The organism is Desulfobulbaceae bacterium DB1, from assembly GCA_001914235.1.
Taxonomy (GTDB): domain Bacteria; phylum Desulfobacterota; class Desulfobulbia; order Desulfobulbales; family SURF-16; genus DB1.
Window position 1 is genome coordinate 190,420 of the sequence record MQUF01000005.1, and the last position, 19,786, is coordinate 210,205.

The window sequence follows — 19,786 nt, forward strand, 5'->3', positions numbered from 1 at the left end:
AAATGCGCCAAGAAAAACTCCGCCTGCTGGTGGGACGGATTGCGTTCAGGAAAGCGGAGTCGTTTTTCGCCCTTTGCGTATCAGGATTGCCAGGGGAATCAACAGAAATAGGCAAAGAACGGGGAAAAGGTGGCCGGTGCGGGTGAAGAACGCCGGCTGCATCAGCAGGGGGAGGTCGGCGCTTTCTTTTGCGGCAACAAAAAGCGGGGTCTGTCCGCTGATCCGGCCGGCGGGGTCGATAAAGCAGCTGATTCCCGTATTGGCGGCTCGTGCCAGGCTGCGGCGATTTTCCACGGCACGCAGCACTGCCATGGACAGGTGCTGAATGGAGGCGCTTGATCGGCCGAACCATGCGTCATTGGTGATGTTGACCAGCAGGTTTGCCCCGCCTTGCACCGTCCGGCGGGCAAGATCGGGAAAGATTGATTCAAAACAGATGAGGATGCCGAGGCGGGCATTGCCGTCAACAAGGGGCTCGGCGCTGCGGCCCCGGGAAAAATTGCCCACTGTCTGAACCACCGGGCCGGGCAACGGCAGGACGTCGCTCAAAGGGATATATTCGCCGAAGGGAACAAGATGCTGTTTGAAATAAATGGAGCGCGACGCGTCCGGGCGGATCAGCATGGCGCTGTTGTAAAATTCTTTCGTGCCGTCGCTGTCAACAAAATAGGGGGCGCCGGCGAGCAGCGAAAAGTCATGGCTGAACACGGTGCGGTTCAGCAGTTCGGGAAAGAGGTGACTCGTCGGGGGATAGAAGGGCATGGCGGTTTCCGGCCAGATGACCAGCCGGGACTTGTGCCGCTTCGCCTCCTCGACGCTCAAGTTGATATAGTGTTCAACCGTGTCTTGCTGGTTTTCCGGCAGCCACTTCTGGTTCTGATCAATATTGCCCTGGACTACCGTTACCTGATGCCGCGGGGCGGTTGCCATGTCGGCCGTGATATTTTCGAGCCGGAGCGATGAATAAAAAAAGGCCGCGCCAAGCAAGGCAAAAGCGCTGCCGCACTGAAGGAGGGTTTTGCCGCGCCATGCGCGTTTCTTTGGCGTCGGCAAAAGAAGCGTTGCGAGGAGGCAGTTGGTCAGGACAAGGAGAAAGGTGATGCCGTGGTGCCCGGCCAGATCGGCTGTTTGGATCAAGAGGCTGTTGGAGAACTGGGTGTATCCCGCATCCTGCCATGGAAAGCCGCTGAATAGAAAACCACGGACGTAATCAAGGGCCACCCAGAGCAGCGGGCCGATCCAGACCGGTGCGGTTGTCCGCATGGACCAGCTGAGACCGGCGCAGAAAAAAGCGAGATACAGACTCATGTAGGCGGCAAGCAGGATCAGGGCGATGGCGCAGAGCCACCAGGGCAGGTTGCCGTAGGTGGAAAGCGAGATGACGACCCAGTAGAGCATGAGGAGATAGTAGAGGAGTCCGGCCGTAAAACCGAACAGGGCGGCCTGCCGCGGTAAAATCCCCGAACAGCCGATTATCAGTGGGATCAGGGCGAACCAGGCCAGCGCTGAAAAACCCGGACCCGGAGAGGCAAGCCAAAGCAGCATCGCACTCATGATAAAAAACGGCAAACGTCTATATGCTTCCGGGAGGGGAGACTGCCGCCCGTAAAATGGTATCGATGTCATCTGTTTCGGAGGTCTGTTGTCGGATGAAATTTCGGCTCGCGCGATCAGCCGTTGTTTTTCTCTATCTTGACACTTCTGATGCGCCGCTTGCTGGCGGAAAGCACGGTAAAGGTGAGCGGGCCGAAGGTGGTCTGCTCGCCGTTTTCCGGAATGCGGTCGAGCTGGTTGATGATAAAGCCGCCCACCGATTCATAGGTCCCTTCCGGGAATTCGAGGTCAAAGAATTCCTCGATTTTTTCAATGTCGACCTTGGCGGAGGTGATAACGGTCGTGTCATTGACAACCTGCCATTCCTCGATCTGCATGTCGGTTTCATCGGCAATTTCGCCGACGATTTCTTCCAGGATGTCTTCCATGGTCACCAGGCCGCGGATGCCGCCGAACTCGTCGGTGACAAAGGCCATGTGGCGTTTCTGGGTCTGGAAGTCGAGCAGCAGGGAAACGATTTTGTCTTCCTCCTTGACAAAAACCGGAGGATTGAGCATTTCGCGGATGGAGGGCAGGCCGTTTTCCGTCGAGCAGGTGAGCAGTTGCTTGGCATGAAGAAAGCCGATGATGTTGTCCGGGCTTTGTTCATAGATGGGAATGCGGCTGTACCCCTTGCTTTTGATGAGCTTGATGATGTCGCAGGCCGAGGCGGTTACCGGCGCGCTGACGATATCGGTCGCCGGGGTCATGATTTCCCTGGTGAAGGTGCCGCGGAATTCGAAGATGGAGCTGATCATCTGACCTTCGTGGCTGGAGATGAGCCCCTGTTCTTCACCTTCTTCGATCAGTTCCTGGATTTCCTGCTCCAGGTCTTCGGCGGTGTCGGGTTGGGTGGTGAGTCGTGAAAATTGGAGAAGTCGACGAAGCAGGGACTGGTTCGATTCAGCAGGAGGTTGATCTTTGTCCATTGGTATGTTTCATAAGTTTTTTGGATCTGTGGTTGGCAATTTCGCAAGAACGCTCATTTTCCTTACTGGCTAAGGGAAAAGGCCATTTATGTCAAGAAAAAAAATTGACGGGCCGAAGCGAAATATGTATAAGCATTTTTCTTTGAGTAGGCATCCGAAATAAAAAAGAGTATAATACACCAACAATCTGTTCTGAGAAGAGAATATATTCGTTTCCCAATACATTAAGCGGGTTAAGAGATTTGTCAAACATTCGCTTGCTGCCTAGAATAAAATCAACAACTGAATGACGGACGTGCATAATCTCCATACCGGCCATACCGGTTCAGGTTCATAGTTTGAAAGAAAAAGTTCTTATAGCCAACAGGGGTGAGATCGCCATCAGGATTGCCAGGGCCTGTCAGGACCTGGGACTTGACTTTGTCGTGATCTATACCGAAGCGGACAAGGCCTCCGAGCATGTCAATCCCTATATTCAGGAGGTCGGACCCTCCAAGCGCGCCTGGCGCGTGGCAAGTTATACCGATCCCAATGACATTCTCTCCGTTGCCGATCATACGGGTTGTACCGCCATTCATCCCGGGTACGGTTTTTTTTCCGAGGATTTCCGTTTTGCCAGAAGGGTGACCATCCGCGAACGGCCTCTTACCTTTATCGGTCCCAAATGGGACGTCATCCGCGATCTCGGCGACAAAATAAATACCAAGCGGGTGGCCAACCGCCTCGGCATTCCCACTATTCCCGGCACGGATGGGCCGATCTACAACGAAATGGAAGCGGAGGATATCGCCGCTCGACTTCTTGATGATCAACGGGCCCAGAAAATCAAGAATCCGTCCATTCTGGTCAAGGCCGCTGCCGGCGGCGGCGGTATGGGTATTGAAGAGGTGACCCGCATCGATGAATTCAGGCGAACGTACCGCCAGGTACAGAATTACGCCAAACGCCAGTTCGGTGACAGCGGCGTGCTGATTGAACAGCGTCTGCGGGATTACAATCACCTGGAAGTTCAGCTGGTTTGCAGCCGGCATGGGGAAAGGATTCATTTCGGCACCAGGAACTGTACCATTCAGAGCACCGGACGACAGAAACGGCTGGAGGCGGCGCCCGGTTTTGACGACGGCTGCTTTGCATACGAGTTCAATGCAAAAGATGTCCTTGACAAAATCGTTCATTATTCGTTAAAGCTTGCCGCCCATGTGCGCTACGACAATGTCGGCACCTGGGAATGGATTGTCTCCCGCGGCGGCCAGCCGTACCTGCTCGAGGTCAATACCCGCATTCAGGTGGAGAATGACGTTTCCGCCCGCATCAGCTTCATCGACAAGAAACAGCCCAATCTGATCCGGGAGCAGATTCGTCTCGCCCTGGGCGCCCGGATCGGCTACAACCAGAAGAAAGTTGAGTTCGGCGGGGCCAGTATCGAATTCAGGATTGTGGCGGAGGATACCCGTCGCGGTTTCGCCCCCTGGATAGGAACCATTTCCAGGTTTGAATTTCCCCGTCATGAATGGGCCGATGTCTATACCCACGTGCCTTTTGACCGCCCCTATGTCATCCCGAGTGATTATGACCCCAACCTGGCGCTGGCCATTGTCTGGGGGGATTCATTCGATGAGGCCAAGGAGCGGGGCCGGAAGTTTCTCAATGAGGTATTCATCGAAGGGAAAAACGGGGCGGGAGATCCGATTCTGACCAATCTCGCCTATCTTAAAGATAATATAGATAATTTATTGACATTTTAATGGAAGACTTACGAAAACGCCTTCTCAAATGTGCGGAACGCATTACCTATCTGATCCAGATCAGGGATGGCATGGAATGGGGCAACCTGGCCGGTCTGCAGGAGAAGCTTGAAAATATCAAAAACTCATTCTACGACGTTGCCGAGGATGAGCTGCAGAAGCAGGTGCGGACTCTGGAGGAAAGCATCTCCTTTCTTGAGCAGCGGTGCGAGGAAAATCTTTCCCCCATGGAAAGGGTGCGTATTGTCCGCAGTCCGCTCCGTTTCACCCTGCAGGATATTCTTGAAAATGTCTATGACGATTTCACCGAACTGGGAGGCGAGGACGAGGCAAGTATTGATCCCTCCATGGTGGCGGCCAAGGCGACTATTGTCCGCCGGGTAAAAAACAGGAATTTCACCCAGCAGGTCATGGTCATCGGCCAGGAAAAGGGGCATGGCGAGGAATACCGCAACGGCGGTTCCTGTATGCCCTGGGGCAATGAAAAGGCGCTGCGGTTCATGCAGGTTGCCCAGACGGAAGGGATCCCCATTCATTTTTATATTTTCACCCCCGGATCATTTCCAGTGGAGGACTATCCCGGCGCGGGCCAGCAGATTGCAAGGAACCTTTACGCCATGACCAAGCTGCGAGTGCCGATGATTTCTGTGATTTCCGAAGGTGGTTCCGGCGGCGCCGAGGCAATCGGCCTCTCTGATTACCGCATGATGTTTTCTCATGGTTATTACTCGGTTATCTCGCCGGAAGGCGCGGCCGCCATCGAGGGCAAGGTCAAGGAAGGCGACAAGGCTCCTCCGGAACTGGTTGAAGCCTGCGCCAAGCGCCTCAGGATCACGGCCGCGGATAATTTTAAACTGGCGACCATCGACCGCATCATCGATGAGCCGCTCCTGGGGGCCAAACGGGATGATTTCGCCTTTTTTAAAAGGGTGAAATTCGAAATGATCCGGGCAACGGATGAAGTTGTCCTGAAAACCAAAAGTCTGCGCGCCTTCCGTGCCTATGAGTTGAAACTGAAAAAACATGAGGAGATCAATCCCGAAGATCATCTCATTGATGTGTCCTGGGATCTTAATGAGGATGAGGTAAAGCGCCTGCTGCATCTTCGTTCCCGCAAGTACCGGGAAATGGCCCTGGGCGGGTTCCGCGAGAAATCAACCCCTTTCGCCGACTTTTTTCATAATGTGAAAAAGGGGACCAGCAAGCTCTATTACAGCTTCCGTTATGATATTCTGCGCAGTCAGCACAAGCAGGTCAAGCAGGTGATCAAGGATGTTTCCGGCGAGGGTTCGGTGCTGCTCAAGCAGGTTTCCGCTCCCATTGCCGCCGCCTATGACTTTATTGCCAGCAAACAGAACGGCAGACTGTCCAGGGTTCCTGTTGCCGGCCAGCAGAGCGTCGCCCTTGAATTCGGCGACATCTATACCAGCCCGCTGGCCAATGAAGACAGGACCGTCACCTGCCCCAATGCCGCGAAGTACGGCTGCAAGGATCTCTGGGTTCCTGACCTCTATGGTGAATTCTGCGGCGTCTGTGAAACATGCGGGCACCATTTTCCTCTCGAATATCAGTGGTATTTGAAGCATTTGTTTGAGAGGGACTCCATCAAGGAGTTTAATGGGGATATTGCCTCCGGGAATCCGCTGGCCTCTCCCGGATTTGAGCAGCGCATTGATGCCGCCAGGAAAAAAACTGGCCGGCGGAGCGCCATCATCACCTTTGAGGCCAAGGTCATGGACGTTGATGTGGTGGTCGCCATGTTGTACAGCGACTTCCGTAACGGCACGGTGGGCTCGGCCGAGGGCGAAAAATTCGTGCGGGCCTGTGAACTGGCCAAGCTGAAGCGCAGACCGTTGCTTGCCTATGTCCATACAACCGGCGGCATCCGTATTCAGGAAGGAACCCTGGGAGTGGTGCAGATGCCCAAGTGTACCATGGCGGTGAGGGAGTATGTGGATTCCGGCGGTCTTTATATCGTTGTTTATGACAATAACTCCTATGCCGGACCGGTGGCGAGCTTTCTGGGATGCTCGTATTATCAGTTTGCCATCCGTTCCTGCCGCATCGGCTTTGCCGGCCCGCGGGTTATCCGCGATACAACCGGCGATGATATCCCGCCCGGCTATCACAGCGCCAAGAATGCCCTGAAGCGAGGGCATGTGCATGGGCTCTGGGACAGAAGGGAGTTCAGACGCAACCTGCATAAGGCGCTTCTGACCATGGGCGGCAGAAATTTGTATTACCGTTAGTCTCACTGGTCTCGTTAGTCTTACTGGTCTTATTAGTCCGACCAGTGAGACCAGTGAGACCAGTGAGACCAGTAAGACGAGCGAGACGAGAAAATGCTGGAAGATGAAATAGATTACGATGAAGTGTTGCGGGTATACCGTTCCGATCCCTATGGGTATGTGGATATTTGCGCGTCCCATACCGGCCAGGTTCGCTTTCATGTGAAGCTGGGCGACAAGGTCGAGGGCACCACCGGCAAATGGCATCATATACCCGGCACCAAGCTTTGCGTTCTCACCCGCGAACGGAACAACAAGCCGATTCTCTCCACGTCCAACGGGGTTGTTTCCTTTATCCGGGATGATCTCGAAGGACAGTTCGTCGAGGCAGGTGAAAAGGTCCTTACCATCAAACACCCTTTGAAGAAACGGGAAATTATTGAGCAGATTCTCCGCAAGGTTTTGCTGCCCTTTGTCGCACCGGAAAGGGCCAAATACTTTTTCGCCATGGAGATACAGGCCAGGATTGAAAAGTTCGGCCAGCGATCCGTTTCCGTCAAACCGGGTGACGAACTCTTTACCATGTCCCTGATGAAACGTGATACCCCGGTCTATTACCAGGGAACCCCGGGCATCATTCATTCCGTTTATTTTCAGCCCGGTGTTTCGCTTGAACAGGGTGAACCTCTGGTCGGCATCTGTCCGCCGGAAAAGCTTCCTCTCATTGAAAAAATCATCACCCGCGTCAAGGCGGAATGGGAGTAGGTATCAATTGATGCTGAATAATTGGCAATTGAAAATTGAAATCCGCTGATCATCCACAGTCCCCGTTTCCCACTCCTGCTGCTGTTCACAGCTATATCACCACCCACGAAATTCCCGCCCGCTGCCGTCACCTGCCGGAAAACGAGGTGCGCGCCGTTTTCCGCTACGGAGCCATCGTCGGCTCGCTCATACACCCATTCCCCCGTCTGGACCGGGGGATGGATGAGGCCCGCCGCATCATTGACGGTTATGAAAAACAGCGGCGTTCCTTCCCGAGCGGCATGGTGATCCTGGCTGAAACCCTGACCGGCGGCAAGGGGCGTTTCCAGCGATACTGGCATGCGCCGCCGGGCGGGGTCTGGATGACCATGGTCCTGGTCAACACCCTGCTGCCCGAGATTTCCCGGCTGCTGCCGCTGGCCGCCGGCGTCGCCTGTTGTGAAACCATGAGGAATTTCGGGCTTGATGCCCATATAAAATGGGTGAATGATGTCCATGTCGGCGGCAGAAAGGCGGCGGGCATTTTGCTGGAAACGTTTTACGGCAAGGAGTTCGGGGAGGAGTACATTCTGATCGGCGCCGGCCTGAATGTCAATAACCGTCATTTCCCGCCGGAACTGGAAAACATGGCTGTTTCCATGGCAAGGCTCCTCGGTCGCGAACTTGATCTGCAACTTTTGATTACCGATCTGTTGGCGAAATTTGCCTGGAATATCGGGCTGCTCTGCCGCCGGGAGGAACACCTGCTCGCCGAGGGGGAGTTGTTGCCGGCAATGGCGGGGTCGCCTCTGCTTGATCGGTGGCGCAGTCTCAGTGATTCCATCGGGCGCCGGGTGCTTTTCGGCTATGATGTGCAGCTGCGGCCCCAGTTTGAAGCGCGGGTGGTCGGCATTGATGATGATGGCGGTCTTCGATTGCGCACCCTGGAGGATGATGTCGAGGTCACCGAATATGGCGGAGAGATCGTTTATCTTGATTGATCGCGGATTATTGATTTCGGCTTGCGGGTTGGAAAAATGACAGCCGGCGCGTGCCCTCGGGTTTCCGTCATCATCCCCACTTGGAACCGGGCACGATTGCTCGGCAAGGCCGTTGATTCGGTGTTGTCCCAGTCGCTGTCTGATTTTGAACTGATTGTCGTCGATGACGGCTCAACCGACGATACCCCGCGCCTGCTCGCCGGCTATGGCGCCGCACTGCGGGTGATTCGCCGGGAAAATCGGGGACCGTCCGCAGCGCGCAATACGGGTATCAGTGCGTCTTCCGCGCCGTTTGTTGCCTTTCTCGACTCGGATGACCGATTCGTGCCGGAGAAACTTGCCATCCAGGTCGCGGCCATGGAGGCCCGCCCCGACCTGCTCATCTCCCATACCGACGAGATCTGGTACCGGCGGGGTGAGCTGCTCAATCAAAAGAAAAAACATGCCAGGCCGGAAGGACTTATTTTTGCCCAATGCCTTCCTCTCTGTGTGGTCGGGATGTCCACCGTCATGGTGCGTCGGGAGTTTTTCGATACCGTCGGTTTGTTTGACGAGGAACTGCCCTGTTGCGAGGACTACGATCTGTGGCTGCGGGCCGCCGTCACCCTGCCTTTTCTCAAGATCGGCGAACCGCTCACCGTGAAGCACGGGGGGCGGCCTGATCAGGTGTCCGTCCAGTACCGGATGGGCATGGACCGGTTCCGCATCCGGGCCATTGTCAAGGTGCTGCACAATCCTCAATTGACCGAAGCCCAACGAGGCCTCGCCCGCCAGGAACTGATTCACAAATGCCGTATCTACGGCAACGGCTGCATCAAGCACAACAGACCGGAGGAGGGCCGTTTTTATCTTGATCTGGCGGAATCGTACCGGTTATAAACCGTCCAGGCAAGGCCGGGCAGCAGGAAAAGCAGGGCGAGACGCACCGCCACCACCCTGGGGTTCACCCCATTGTCCAGCGCCGCGCCGGTAAAATAGGTGGAACAGCTTAAAATCAGATAGACGCCCGACGCGACAAAGAAGCTGACGGCAATTGGGCGCGACATGGCGTGATTGTTTTCTCCGAAATGCCCGACAATGAAAAGGTTATTTTCGAACGGCTCCTAAATGGTTGAATGGTTGAGAAGGCCATGGTAACAATAGAACGTGAACAGAGCAACACCTCAAGCGAGTCCTGATGAACTATTTAACCTCTATCCCAGTCAATTCACTACCTAGCGGGGGAAAAAATGAATAAACCTCTCGGCATAACCGTTATCCGGCATATCGTTGACAGTCAGCGTCTGCACCCTGAGGCAACCGGTGATCTTTCCGGACTCTTGAATGAGCTGATCGTTGCCGGCAAGACCATTTCCGCCGAAGTCAACATGGCAGGGCTGGCCGACGTGCTCGGCATGTCCGGCAAGATCAATATCCAGGGGGAAAAGGTCCAGAAACTTGATGAATTCGCCAATAACACCATCAAGAAAAGAATGGCGCGCAGCGGCTATCTCTGCGTGATGACTTCCGAGGAAGAAGAGGATATCATTCCCGTGGATGACGGCTATGAAGGGAAATATACCCTGGCCTTTGATCCCCTGGACGGCTCCACCAATATCGATGTCAATGTTAATATCGGCACCATTTTTTCCGTGCACCGGCGGCGTTCAAGCGGCGGCCAGGGCGGCAGGGAGGATCTGCTGCAGAAGGGGCGGGACCAGGTGGCGGCCGGTTACATTCTTTACGGTTCCAGCACCATGATGGTTTTCACCACCGGCGAAGGGGTGCAGGGATTTACCCTTGACCCCAGCGTCGGTGAATTCTACCTCTCCCACCCGGATATCCGGACGCCTCCGCGCAGCAAGTATCTCAGTGTCAATGAAGGAAACAGCAAATATTGGCCGGAGAACGTACGGCGCTACATTGACTCGCTTAAAGAAGAAGACAAGGAAAAAAAGCGGCCCTACAGCTGTCGCTACATCGGTTCCCTGGTGGCCGACTTTCACCGCAATCTCATCTCCGGCGGCATCTTCGCCTATCCCAGGGACAGCAAAGATTCGAAAAAGCCTTACGGCAAGCTGCGACTGCTTTATGAAGCAGCCCCCTTTGCCATGCTTATCGAGCAGGCCGGCGGCCGCGCCATCACCGATGACGGCATCAACATTCTTGATATCGAACCCACTGATCTGCACCAGCGGGTGCCGTTGATTATCGGCAGCAAGCTCGATGTCGATGAGGCGGAGGCGTTTTTGAAAGGATAGCTGGAAAACGTCCGGCAAGGCAAAAGAGGAAGGGCGGGGGAAGCTGGAACCCGCTGATCAGCATGTCCGGGGAACAGGCAGGTGTACCGTGAACGTCGTCCCCTTGCCCTCCTCGCTTTCCAGGGAAATTTCTCCTTTGTGCCTGCCGATGATCTCCCGGACGATGCTCAGCCCCAGGCCGGTGCCCAGCCCATCTTTTTTGGTGGTGAAGAACGGTTCGAATATCTTTTCCCTGAGTGGTGGCGCGATGCCGCAACCGGTATCGCTGATCGCGACGGACAGATGGTCGTTTCCCCGGAAGGTGCGGATGGTTATCGTGCCCCGGCCTTCTATGGCGTGCGCGGCATTGACCAGCAGGTTGACGAATACCTGGCCTATCTGGTTCGGGTAACAGCTGATCAGGGGGATGTCGCCGTATTCCTTTTTCACATCAGCCTTGTACTTCAATTCATTCCAGGCCACGGTGAGCGCGTTTTCCAGGCAATCGTTAATGTTGACGTTGCCGCAGCAGTCCTGTCCTTTCCGGCTGAACGACTTCAACCCTGCAACGATTCTACTTATTTTTTCCACCCCTTCAAGGCTGTCTGCAATGACTTCCCTGCTGTCTTCCAGGAGAAAATCAATTTTGAGTCTTTTCTTTTCCAGCAGCAGCGCGGCGCGTTGTTCTTCCGGCAGCAACGGGAGGCAGTCAGTGAAAAGCCGGTGGTATTCATTGATGCGTCCCAGATATTTCGACAGCGTGCCGAGGTTGCTGCCGATGTAACCGGTGGGGTTGTTGATTTCATGCGCCACCCCGGCGGCAAGATGGCCGATGGTGGCAAGTCTTTCCTGATGAAGCAGTTGTTCCTGGGAGGATTTGAGCTCTTTGCAGGCCCGTTCGAGATTCTCGGTTCGTTCCCGCACCTGCTGTTCCAGTGAATCTCGGTATACGCTGTTTTTTCTTTCAAGTTCCATGCGGCGCAGTGCGTGTTCCACATAAATCAGCAACTCGTTTTTTTCAAAGGGCTTTATCAGATAGCCGTGGATGCCCAGTTCCATCGCCTTTTTGGCAAGATGCGGATCATCGATACCCGTAATCATGATGACAGCGGTATTTTTGTCTTTTTCGCGCAGTCTTTGCAGGACTTCCAACCCAGACATTTCCGGCATGACGATGTCCAGCAGAATCAGGGGAACATGCTGCGCGTCAAAAAGAGCAAGGGCCTCGTTGCCGCTGCCGGCGGTTAAAGAGCGATATCCCGCTCCCTCAAGCCAGCGGCAGGCGATATTGCGGAGCGGCTGGTCGTCATCGACAACCAGAATTGTCGTGTTGGTGAGCATGGACAGCCTTATTGGGGTTTTATTACCAGGGAAGTTCAGTCGTTTTGCTGCACTGTCCCCTTTAATCCGTCATTCCATCCGGGCGGCTTGCGCACTGCCGTTCCGCTGCCGTGCAGGTGCCCCATGGCGGAAAGTATTTTTCGCCATGGGGTGACGAACTGTTATAAAATAAAATATTACCACATTCATGCAGCAATTGTGGTATCTTTTTTTTATGGGGAACGACAAAAAAATGCCGAGCATCCTGTAATTCCTCATTATGAGTATGACATGTCGTAGTATGCCGCCGAAAAGAGAGTTCTCGCGAATGGAGATTTTGAAAAAAAATAACCTGAAGGGGAATAACAGTTCATTTCCCGGCCGAAAGAAATTTATTGTTGTGGTGGTCTGCGGTTTTCTGTTGCCGGCCCTGCTCAGCGGCGGGATTTATCTGCTGCTGCATGCAAACGAAATGAGGCGGCAACGTGCGGACCTGCAGTATCGGGCCTCGGTTGTCACCGGGAATCTTGAGCATGTCCTGGAGCATTGCCTCCACACCTTCCGTTTTTTGGAGGGTTGGCGTGGCGTGACGGATCATTTCGGCTCCCTTCATTTTAATGATTTTCTGCGGCCTTTTCTGGCGCGGAATTGTTTTCTCGATGGCCTGGCGTGGGCGCCAAGGGTTCCCGGGCCGGAAAGAGAGGGCTTTGAACAGCGCCTGCGGCGGGAAGCATTTCCCGGGGATCAGATTAAGGAGTTGGACAAAACGGGCAATTTCCGGCGGGCCGGGGAACGGGCGGAATATTTCCCGGTCTTTTTTCTGACGCCCTATACCGGCCGAGAGGCGGCAGTGGGCTTTGATCTGGCCTCGGAGCCGGTCCGGCGCGAGGCCCTGGCGAAAGCACGGGAAACGGGCAAGATCGTGGCGAGCGGCGCCATCCGGCATGTGCTGGAGAGAGGGGATCAACGGGCATTTCTGCTCTTCTCCCCGCTGTACCTGGATGAAAATCCGGCAGACGGCAAGCCCCAGGCAGAGAGGATCGAGGGTTTTTTTCTGGGAGTTTTCCGGGCCGGAGACCTGCTGGCCCATGTGTTGAACAAGGCCACCCATTCCGATCTCAGTATTTTTCTCTATGATGTCACGGACCCCGGCCGGCCGCGGCTTCTCGCCTCGGATCGTTGCGGTCATTGCCCGGCTGATGTTCCCCCGGACCCGTCCCTCGATTTCTTCCGGGACCGGATGCGGATCAGCCATGAAATCGAGGTGGGAACCAGGACATGGCGCGTCATGTATTTGCCGTGTGGGAATTTTATGGCGGCCCGGCAAAGTCTCTTTGTCTGGCTGGTGCCGGGAGGCGTTTTTTTGTTCGGTTCGTTGCTGGTTGGCCATGTCGTGCTGTTGCGGGGGAAAAATGACAGGATCGCCACCCATGTCGCGGCCCTGACCAGAACGGAAAAGGACCTGCGCTGTCTGCAGGAGGAGTTGCAGCGGATTTTTGATTCAGCCCCTTTTTTTCTCGCTTCTCTTGATAAAGATATGCGGGTATTACGCTTGAATCGGGCCATGGAGCGGCTCGTCGGTCTTGACAGCGAAACGGCGCGCGGCGGATACTGTTACGACCTCTGGGGGCAGTACGCCGATGACGGGGCAAGGAAGGGAAAGGAGCGGATCTGTGATGTCTGCAAGGCAAGAGACGCCTTGATTGACGGGGAAAACCACACCTATCTCCGGCTGCTGCCGGGGGACCGGTTTATCGAGGTGGTCACCGCGCCGGTCCGCGACGAACAGGGGGAGATCATCGGCGCCCTGGAGGTGGGCTACGATGTGAGCGAACGGGAAAGGACGGCGCGGGCGCTCAGGGAAAGCGAGGCCAACTACCGTACCCTTTTTGAAAACTCGCCCTGCGTCATCGCCGTAGCGGATTTTTCCGGCATCAAGGATTATCTCGGCGTCCTGCCCGGAAAGGCCGTCGCCGATTATGAAGGGTTTTTCAGGGAGAATCCCGGCGAGATTAATGCCTGTCTGTCCCGGCTGGCCATTTCCGAGGTCAACCAGGCCGCCCTGCAGATGTTCGGGGCCGCCGCCCGGCAGGAAATGATCGACGGACTTTCCCTGATCATCGGTCCCAAAACCCCGGCCATGACCGTCGCGGCGCTCGCCGCCATCGGCGGCGGCCACACCTCTTTTGAACAGGAAATCATCCTCAATCACCTCTCCGGCACCGAACTTTACGGCATCATGCGCTGGAACGTGGTGCCCGGTTTTGAAGAAAACTATCAACGGGTCATCATCTCCTACAATGACATCACGGCTCGCAAGCTGGCGGAAAGCCGCCTTGCCCAAAAAAAGACGAGGCTGCGGCATCTTTCACGCCGCCTGGTCGAGATGGAGGAGGACAACAGGAAGCAGATCGCCCGTGAACTGCATGACAAGTTGGGCCAGCAGCTCACCGCCCTGAACATCAATCTCAGTATTCTGGAAAAAAGTGGTCTGCTTGCCCCCGATTCTTCCCTGGCCACGCGTTTGTCCGACTCCATCACTCTGCTTGAGGAAATGACCGGGCAGGTGCGGGACATCATGGCGGAGCTTCGGCCGCCGATACTGGATGATTATGGTCTCGGCGCGGCCCTGCGCTGGTATGGCGAACTTTTTTCGCGGAGAACAGGGATTGATGTGAAGGTATTTGTTCAGGATCTGCCGCGATTTCCCATAGTGATGGAAATGGCTCTTTTTCGGGTCGCGCAGGAGTCCCTGACCAATGTCGCGAAATATTCAGAGGCAAAAGAGGTGGAAATTCATTGCCATGTCGCCGGGAAAATTCTTCTGCTGGAGATAACGGACAACGGCAGGGGGGTTGTTGCATCGGATGTCGATGAGAACAACGGGGGCGGCATGGGGATCATATCCATGCGAGAGCGGATGAAAGCCGTCGGCGGCAGCTTGCGGTTTGATTCCAGGCCGGGACGCGGTGTCAGTGTCCTGGCTGAGGTGAAGTTATGAAGGTGCGTATCGCTATTGTGGATGATCATGCCATTGTCCGCGAGGGACTGCGCCGTCTTCTTGCCGATGTGGCTGGATTTGAAGTGGCGGCCGAGGCGGCAAGCGGTCTTGCCGCCCTGGGCATGGCCGAGAAACACCAGCCCGACGTGATCGTCATGGACATCTCCATGCCGGATTTGAACGGCATCGAGGCCACCCGCGAGATCATGCGGCGTTTCCCAAGGATAGGGGTGGTGATCCTCTCCGTCCACGCGACCTGTGAGCATGTATTTCAGGCCCTGTCCGCCGGCGCTCGCGGTTACGTGCTGAAGGAGTCCGTCGGCCGGGAGCTGGTTGACGCCATCCGGGCCGCTTACTGCAATATACCGTATCTGAGCGATAAAATAGACACAAACGTCCTTTCCGAAATTGTCCGCTCCGGGAGAAGGTCGCCGTTGGAACAGCTGAGCTGCCGGGAGCGGCAGGTTCTGCATCTTGTCGTGAACGGCGCTTCCAGCGCGGTCATCGCCGAAAAGCTCGCCCTGTCCCCCAAGACGGTCGAAACCTACCGGAGCCGTATCATGCAGAAGCTCGGCGTCCGGGACATCACCGCCCTGGTCAAGTTCGCCATCCGGCACGGCGTCATCAGCGTCGAATAGGCGGCAGGCCGGGGCCGGGAACCCTTTCTCGACAGGACAGCCGGCAGGGGTATGCCGACTATTGCCTTTGCGCCGTTGTGTTGAGGTTTTATGTTTTTTTACGAAACCGTCAAGGTTTCCCGACAGACAGGAGAACTGCCCTTATTGTAAAATACAAGGAAATAAAATGGGAAGAAACAACAAGAAGGGAAAGTCTCCATGGCAAAATCTTTTTTCTCCCGGCTTTCGGGCATCATCTCAATCCAGTTTTTCGGACTCGCCTCGCTTCTGCTGGTGACCCTGCTGGTCGATATCCGGCATAACAGAGAAGGTACCCGCGACATGGCCGTGTCCGTGGCGAGGACCACCGCCGGCGAAGAGTTGCTGTTTCGTAATTATTTCTGCGACACCGCCCTGTATCGCAAGGTCACCGATGCCGTCATCCCGGATCCCGGCCCGGCGTCCTTTCGGGACCGGGAAATCCGCGCCGTTGACGGCGCAATCTGCACCCTGGTCGAGCCCCTGCGTCTGCTGGCGGATGTGCATCAGGCGGCCTCCGGCGAAACGCTTATTCAAGCGGCCATCAAGACCTTGCAGCCGCGGGACGCGGGCGAGACCCCTGACTCCTGGGAAAAGAAGGCCCTGGCGGCCCTCCAGGCCGGGCAAAGCGAGGTGAGCGAGTTTGTTGAGCAGGAGGGCGCCCCGTCCTTGCGCTTCATGATCCCGGTCCATGTCACCCATGGCTGCATTTTACGCCGGCCCGACCTGAACCTGAAAGAAGGCGACCTGCTGGGCGGCGTCAGCGTGCTGGTGCCCATGGCCCTGTTCGAGGAGGGCTGGGCCGTGCATGACCGCTCCGCCTTCATTGCCCACGGCCTTCTCCTGCTGCTCGGCATGACCTGCATCGGCTGGACTTCTGTGCTGCTGCGCCGGCGTGATACGGCCCTGCATGAGTCCAGTCGGCAAATCAGGAAGTCGAGGGACGAACTTGACAAGACCTTTGACGCCATCGGCGACATCATCACCATCCAGAATGACGACATGCGCATCACCCGGATCAACCGGGCGGGTTGCGCGGCCTTCGGCGGCAGCGAGCAGGATATTGTCGGCAAATACTGCTACGAGGTGTTCCGGGGGATCATGAGCCCCTGCCCGGGCTGCCCGGAGCTGCAGGCCTTTGCCGAAAAACGGATCCACTCCGCCGTCATCGAGCATGAAAATCTTCGCAGATCCTTCGCCGTTTCCGCGGCGCCCATTGTCGGCGACAACGGCGAGGTGGTGGGGCTCGTCCACTGCGCCAAGGACATCACGGAAAATCTGAGCCTTGAGCGGCAGCTGCGCCAGGCGCAGAAGATGGAGGCCATCGGCACCCTGGCCGGCGGCATCGCCCATGACTTCAACAATATCCTCAGCGGCATTCTCGGTTTCACCGAACTGGCCCGTGCCCAGCTGCCGCCGGAATCGCCCGTGGTCGGGGATCTGACCCAGGTTCTCCAGGGTTGCGGCCGGGCGCGGGAATTGGTCCGGCAGATTCTCACTTTCAGCCGCAGGAGCGAGCAGGAGTACCATCCTCTCCAGGCCCAGAGCGTCGTCAAGGAGGCGCTCAAGCTGCTGCGCTCCGGTATTCCCGCCAATATTGAGATGCGCCAGAGGATTGACGAGAGCTGCGGCCAGATCATTGCCGATCCTTCCCATATTCACCAGATGGTGATGAATCTCTGCACCAACGCCTATCACGCCATGCGGGACAAAGGCGGGGTGCTGGAGGTCGCCCTTGATCCGGTTGAACTGACGGACGTGGACGTGCAGAGTAAAATCGTCCTTGCCCCCGGCCCCTACCTGCGTTTCACGGTGAGCGACACCGGCACCGGCATGGAAACGACTGTGCTGGAGAGAATCTTCGAGCCGTATTTCACCACCAAGGGCAAGGGCGAGGGGACCGGTCTCGGCCTTGCCGTGGTGCACGGCATTGTCGAGGGGATCGGCGGCACCATCACCGTTTACAGCGAGGTGGGCCGCGGCACAACCTTTCATGTCTATCTGCCGGTGGTGGAGGTCGACCGTTCTTCGGGCGTCGAGGCGGCCGGCCCCGTCCAGATCCCCTTCGGCACTGAACGGATTCTGCTTGTCGACGACGAGGAGGCCGTGATCATGGTTGAAAAAAGAATCCTGGCGAGCCTTGGCTACCAGGTGATTTCCTTCACCGATTGCGCCGGAGCTCGCGATGCCTTTCTTTCCGCGCCGCAAAACTTTGATCTGCTGCTTACGGATATGTATATGCCCGGCATGACCGGAGAGGACCTGGTCGCGGCAGTCAGAGAGATACGCGCCGATCTGCCGGTGCTCATGTGCACCGGATTCAGCGAGAGAATGACCGAAGAGCGGGCGCGGGAACTGGGGATCGGCAGGCTGATGATGAAGCCGCTGACCTTCATTGAGTTGGCCCGAGCGGTGCGAGCCGTGCTTGACGGGAAAGACGGGAATAACGGGGCCGCGGGCAGCCTGGAGGAAAGATAAAACAATGACCAGCCGCACTGGACCGTCATGCGTTTTTTTGCAAATTTACCAAGGGTGAAAAATTCCCGCCTTTTTGTATTTGAAGACGCTGATTCGGGACTTGCTGACAATCATTCAAAGGAGCGGTAGTGCTGATGACGATTCCTTTTCTTTTGCCGTCGATTCTGGTCGGTGTCGGTGCGGTTTTTCTCGCTGCATCGATCTTCCTGAATGTTAAGAATAAGGACGTCCCGCCGGATCTCCTGAAGAAATGGAAAACGCTCTCCGGCCTGATGGTTTTCTTTCTCGCGGGTTATGTGGTTTTTTTGGTGCTGTTGCTGTCAAATCGTCTTTCCGGGCTTGAGTATCTCACCAGTGCTGTTTTTTTTGGCGGAGCTTTTTTTGTCCTGCTGGTTATCCGTCTTACCAGCGAGACCATCCGGCGCATCAATGCCGCAAAAGCTCTTCTGCTTGAACGAAATGAGAAGTTGCAGGAAGAAAACAGGGCGAGGCTGGCGGTTGAAGATGAATTGCAGAAGGCCAATGAATTTTTGGAGGAACGGGTCAGGCTGAGAACCAGAGAGCTGTTTGCGGTCAATGAACAATTGCAGCGGGAAATTACCGGTCGGAAAAAAATCGAGCAGCAGATTACAATGTCTCATGCCGAACTGGATCAGATTTTCAATACCTCGGCGGACGGCATGCGGGTGGTTGACCGAAATTTCACCATTGTCAGAGCCAACCGGGTATTTCAGAAGATGGTGGGATTGGGAGAAAAGGATATTGTCGGACGGAAATGTTTTGAAATTTTCACCGGCGAACAATGCCATACGGAAAACTGCTCTCTGTCCCTGGTCTTCGCCTCAAGGGAGCGGATTGAATACGAGGTGGAAAAAACGCGGTCGGACGGCACGAGATTGTATTGTATCGTCACGGCCACCCCATTTCTTTCTCCGGAGGGGGACTTTCTCGGGATTGTCGAGGATTACCGCGACATCAGCGACCGCAAGGAGGCCGAGGAAAAACTCGTTGACGCCAACCGGCAGCTGCGGGAAAGGAATAGTGAACTTGAACAGGCCCATGGTGAACTGAAAGCGGCCCAGTCCCTGATGCTGCAGCGGGAAAAAATGGCATCCATCGGCCAGCTGGCGGCGGGGGTGGCGCACGAGATCAACAACCCGGTGGGCTTTGTCGCCAGTAATCTCGCCACCCTGGCCAGATATACCGGTAACTTGCTGGACTATATAAATTTTTTAACCCGGGAACTGCGAGATGATCGTGCGGAGTTTGCCTTGGAGCAACGGGAAAAATTCAAGATAGACTATATCATGGAGGATGTGAGGGATTTAATCAGGGAATCCCTGGACGGGGTCGAACGGGTCAACAAAATTGTCCAGGGGTTGAAAGGGTTTTCCAGGGTTGACGAAGCGGAACGGCAGCCGGCCGATATCAACCAGTGTCTTGACGAAACCATCAATATCATCGGCAATGAGCTGAAGTACAAAGCGAATGTGCACAAACGGTATGGCGAACTGCCCCTGACCATTTGCCATCCCCGTCAACTCAATCAGGTTTTCCTGAACTTTCTGATCAACGCCTGCCAGGCGATCGACAAAAAAGGTGACATAACAATTTCAACGCAGGAGGATAACGGCTGGATTTTTGTTTCCATTGCCGACACCGGCTGCGGAATTGCGCCGGAAAACCTTGCCCGAATATTCGAGCCGTTTTTCACCACCAAGGAAGTGGGCCAAGGAACCGGCCTCGGCCTCAGTATCTCCTACGACATCATCAAAAAACATGGAGGGGATATCATGGTGGACAGTGAGCCGGGGAAAGGAACGGCCTTTACCATTAAAATTCCCGTTGTCGCCAAGTGATCCATTCCTCAAG

The 19,786-nt window shown here is 55.7% G+C and carries 14 protein-coding genes; 10 read left to right on the forward strand and 4 right to left on the reverse strand.

Annotated features, from left to right (window positions below; all coding sequences use genetic code 11):
• Positions 1 to 45: 45 nt before the first annotated feature.
• Together BM485_06395 and BM485_06400 are read right to left on the reverse strand one after the other, a co-directional pair.
• On the reverse strand, positions 46 to 1,554 hold the full coding sequence (locus tag BM485_06395; protein OKY75959.1) for an apolipoprotein N-acyltransferase: 1,509 nt from the start codon (positions 1,552 to 1,554) through the stop codon (positions 46 to 48).
• A 116-nt stretch (positions 1,555 to 1,670) separates the two neighbouring features.
• On the reverse strand, positions 1,671 to 2,522 hold the full coding sequence (locus BM485_06400) for a hypothetical protein (protein OKY75960.1): 852 nt from the start codon (positions 2,520 to 2,522) through the stop codon (positions 1,671 to 1,673).
• Positions 2,523 to 2,860: 338 nt separating this feature from the next.
• On the opposite strand from BM485_06400, the gene BM485_06405 reads away from it, so the two are divergent.
• From BM485_06405 to BM485_06425, 5 genes are all read left to right on the forward strand, one after another.
• Positions 2,861 to 4,267: an acetyl-CoA carboxylase biotin carboxylase subunit gene (locus BM485_06405; protein ID OKY75961.1), complete on the forward strand. Its 1,407-nt coding sequence runs from the start codon at positions 2,861 to 2,863 to the stop codon at positions 4,265 to 4,267.
• The gene (locus BM485_06410; protein OKY75962.1) at positions 4,267 to 6,516 is read left to right on the forward strand and encodes an acetyl-CoA carboxylase carboxyl transferase subunit alpha/beta; all 2,250 of its coding nucleotides are present in this window, start codon (positions 4,267 to 4,269) and stop codon (positions 6,514 to 6,516) included. Before BM485_06405 ends, BM485_06410 begins: the two co-directional genes overlap by 1 nt.
• Positions 6,517 to 6,609: 93 nt before the next feature.
• Positions 6,610 to 7,260 (forward strand): hypothetical protein, encoded by a 651-nt coding sequence (locus BM485_06415; GenBank protein ID OKY75963.1) that lies wholly within the window; start codon positions 6,610 to 6,612, stop codon positions 7,258 to 7,260.
• Positions 7,261 to 7,406: 146 nt separating this feature from the next.
• On the forward strand, positions 7,407 to 8,240 hold the full coding sequence (locus tag BM485_06420; GenBank protein OKY75964.1) for a biotin--[acetyl-CoA-carboxylase] ligase: 834 nt from the start codon (positions 7,407 to 7,409) through the stop codon (positions 8,238 to 8,240).
• 36 nt (positions 8,241 to 8,276) lie between these two features.
• On the forward strand, positions 8,277 to 9,119 hold the full coding sequence (locus BM485_06425) for a glycosyl transferase family A (protein OKY75965.1): 843 nt from the start codon (positions 8,277 to 8,279) through the stop codon (positions 9,117 to 9,119).
• Here BM485_06425 and BM485_06430 read toward each other — a convergent pair.
• Complete coding sequence (locus BM485_06430) at positions 9,086 to 9,286, reverse strand: hypothetical protein (GenBank protein ID OKY75966.1); 201 nt, start codon at positions 9,284 to 9,286, stop codon at positions 9,086 to 9,088. The two genes, BM485_06425 and BM485_06430, sit on opposite strands and share 34 nt — an antisense overlap.
• 183 nt (positions 9,287 to 9,469) lie before the next feature.
• Here BM485_06430 and BM485_06435 point away from each other — a divergent pair, with 183 nt between their 5' ends.
• A complete protein-coding gene (locus tag BM485_06435) occupies positions 9,470 to 10,480 on the forward strand; it encodes a fructose-bisphosphatase (GenBank protein OKY75967.1) in 1,011 nt (336 codons plus the stop codon).
• A gap of 57 nt (positions 10,481 to 10,537) precedes the next feature.
• On the opposite strand, the gene BM485_06440 is transcribed toward BM485_06435, so the two are convergent.
• Positions 10,538 to 11,800: a hypothetical protein gene (locus tag BM485_06440; GenBank protein OKY75968.1), complete on the reverse strand. Its 1,263-nt coding sequence runs from the start codon at positions 11,798 to 11,800 to the stop codon at positions 10,538 to 10,540.
• Between the two features lie 307 nt (positions 11,801 to 12,107).
• On the opposite strand from BM485_06440, the gene BM485_06445 reads away from it, so the two are divergent.
• The 4 genes from BM485_06445 (at position 12,108) to BM485_06460 (ending at position 19,773) form a co-directional block, all read left to right on the forward strand.
• A complete protein-coding gene (locus tag BM485_06445; protein OKY75969.1) occupies positions 12,108 to 14,780 on the forward strand; it encodes a hypothetical protein in 2,673 nt (890 codons plus the stop codon).
• Entirely contained in the window at positions 14,777 to 15,418 is a 642-nt protein-coding gene (locus BM485_06450) for a DNA-binding response regulator (protein OKY75970.1), read from the forward strand. Before BM485_06445 ends, BM485_06450 begins: the two co-directional genes overlap by 4 nt.
• Positions 15,419 to 15,616: 198 nt before the next feature.
• A complete protein-coding gene (locus BM485_06455) occupies positions 15,617 to 17,914 on the forward strand; it encodes a hypothetical protein (GenBank protein ID OKY75971.1) in 2,298 nt (765 codons plus the stop codon).
• Positions 17,915 to 18,042: 128 nt separating this feature from the next.
• The gene (locus tag BM485_06460; protein OKY75972.1) at positions 18,043 to 19,773 is read left to right on the forward strand and encodes a hypothetical protein; all 1,731 of its coding nucleotides are present in this window, start codon (positions 18,043 to 18,045) and stop codon (positions 19,771 to 19,773) included.
• Positions 19,774 to 19,786: the final 13 nt, after the last annotated feature.

What these genes read in the sequence shown, in the direction of transcription:
- BM485_06400 (OKY75960.1), bottom strand. Translation starts at nt 2,522, where the DNA reads ATGGACAAAGATCAACCTCCTGCTGAATCGAACCAGTCCCTGCTTCGT.
- BM485_06430 (OKY75966.1), bottom strand. Translation starts at nt 9,286, where the DNA reads ATGTCGCGCCCAATTGCCGTCAGCTTCTTTGTCGCGTCGGGCGTCTAT.
- BM485_06395 (OKY75959.1), bottom strand. Translation starts at nt 1,554, where the DNA reads ATGAGTGCGATGCTGCTTTGGCTTGCCTCTCCGGGTCCGGGTTTTTCA.
- BM485_06415 (OKY75963.1), top strand. Translation starts at nt 6,610, where the DNA reads ATGCTGGAAGATGAAATAGATTACGATGAAGTGTTGCGGGTATACCGT.
- BM485_06435 (OKY75967.1), top strand. Translation starts at nt 9,470, where the DNA reads ATGAATAAACCTCTCGGCATAACCGTTATCCGGCATATCGTTGACAGT.
- BM485_06425 (OKY75965.1), top strand. Translation starts at nt 8,277, where the DNA reads ATGACAGCCGGCGCGTGCCCTCGGGTTTCCGTCATCATCCCCACTTGG.
- BM485_06445 (OKY75969.1), top strand. Translation starts at nt 12,108, where the DNA reads ATGGAGATTTTGAAAAAAAATAACCTGAAGGGGAATAACAGTTCATTT.
- BM485_06455 (OKY75971.1), top strand. Translation starts at nt 15,617, where the DNA reads ATGGCAAAATCTTTTTTCTCCCGGCTTTCGGGCATCATCTCAATCCAG.
- BM485_06410 (OKY75962.1), top strand. Translation starts at nt 4,267, where the DNA reads ATGGAAGACTTACGAAAACGCCTTCTCAAATGTGCGGAACGCATTACC.
- BM485_06450 (OKY75970.1), top strand. Translation starts at nt 14,777, where the DNA reads ATGAAGGTGCGTATCGCTATTGTGGATGATCATGCCATTGTCCGCGAG.
- BM485_06440 (OKY75968.1), bottom strand. Translation starts at nt 11,800, where the DNA reads ATGCTCACCAACACGACAATTCTGGTTGTCGATGACGACCAGCCGCTC.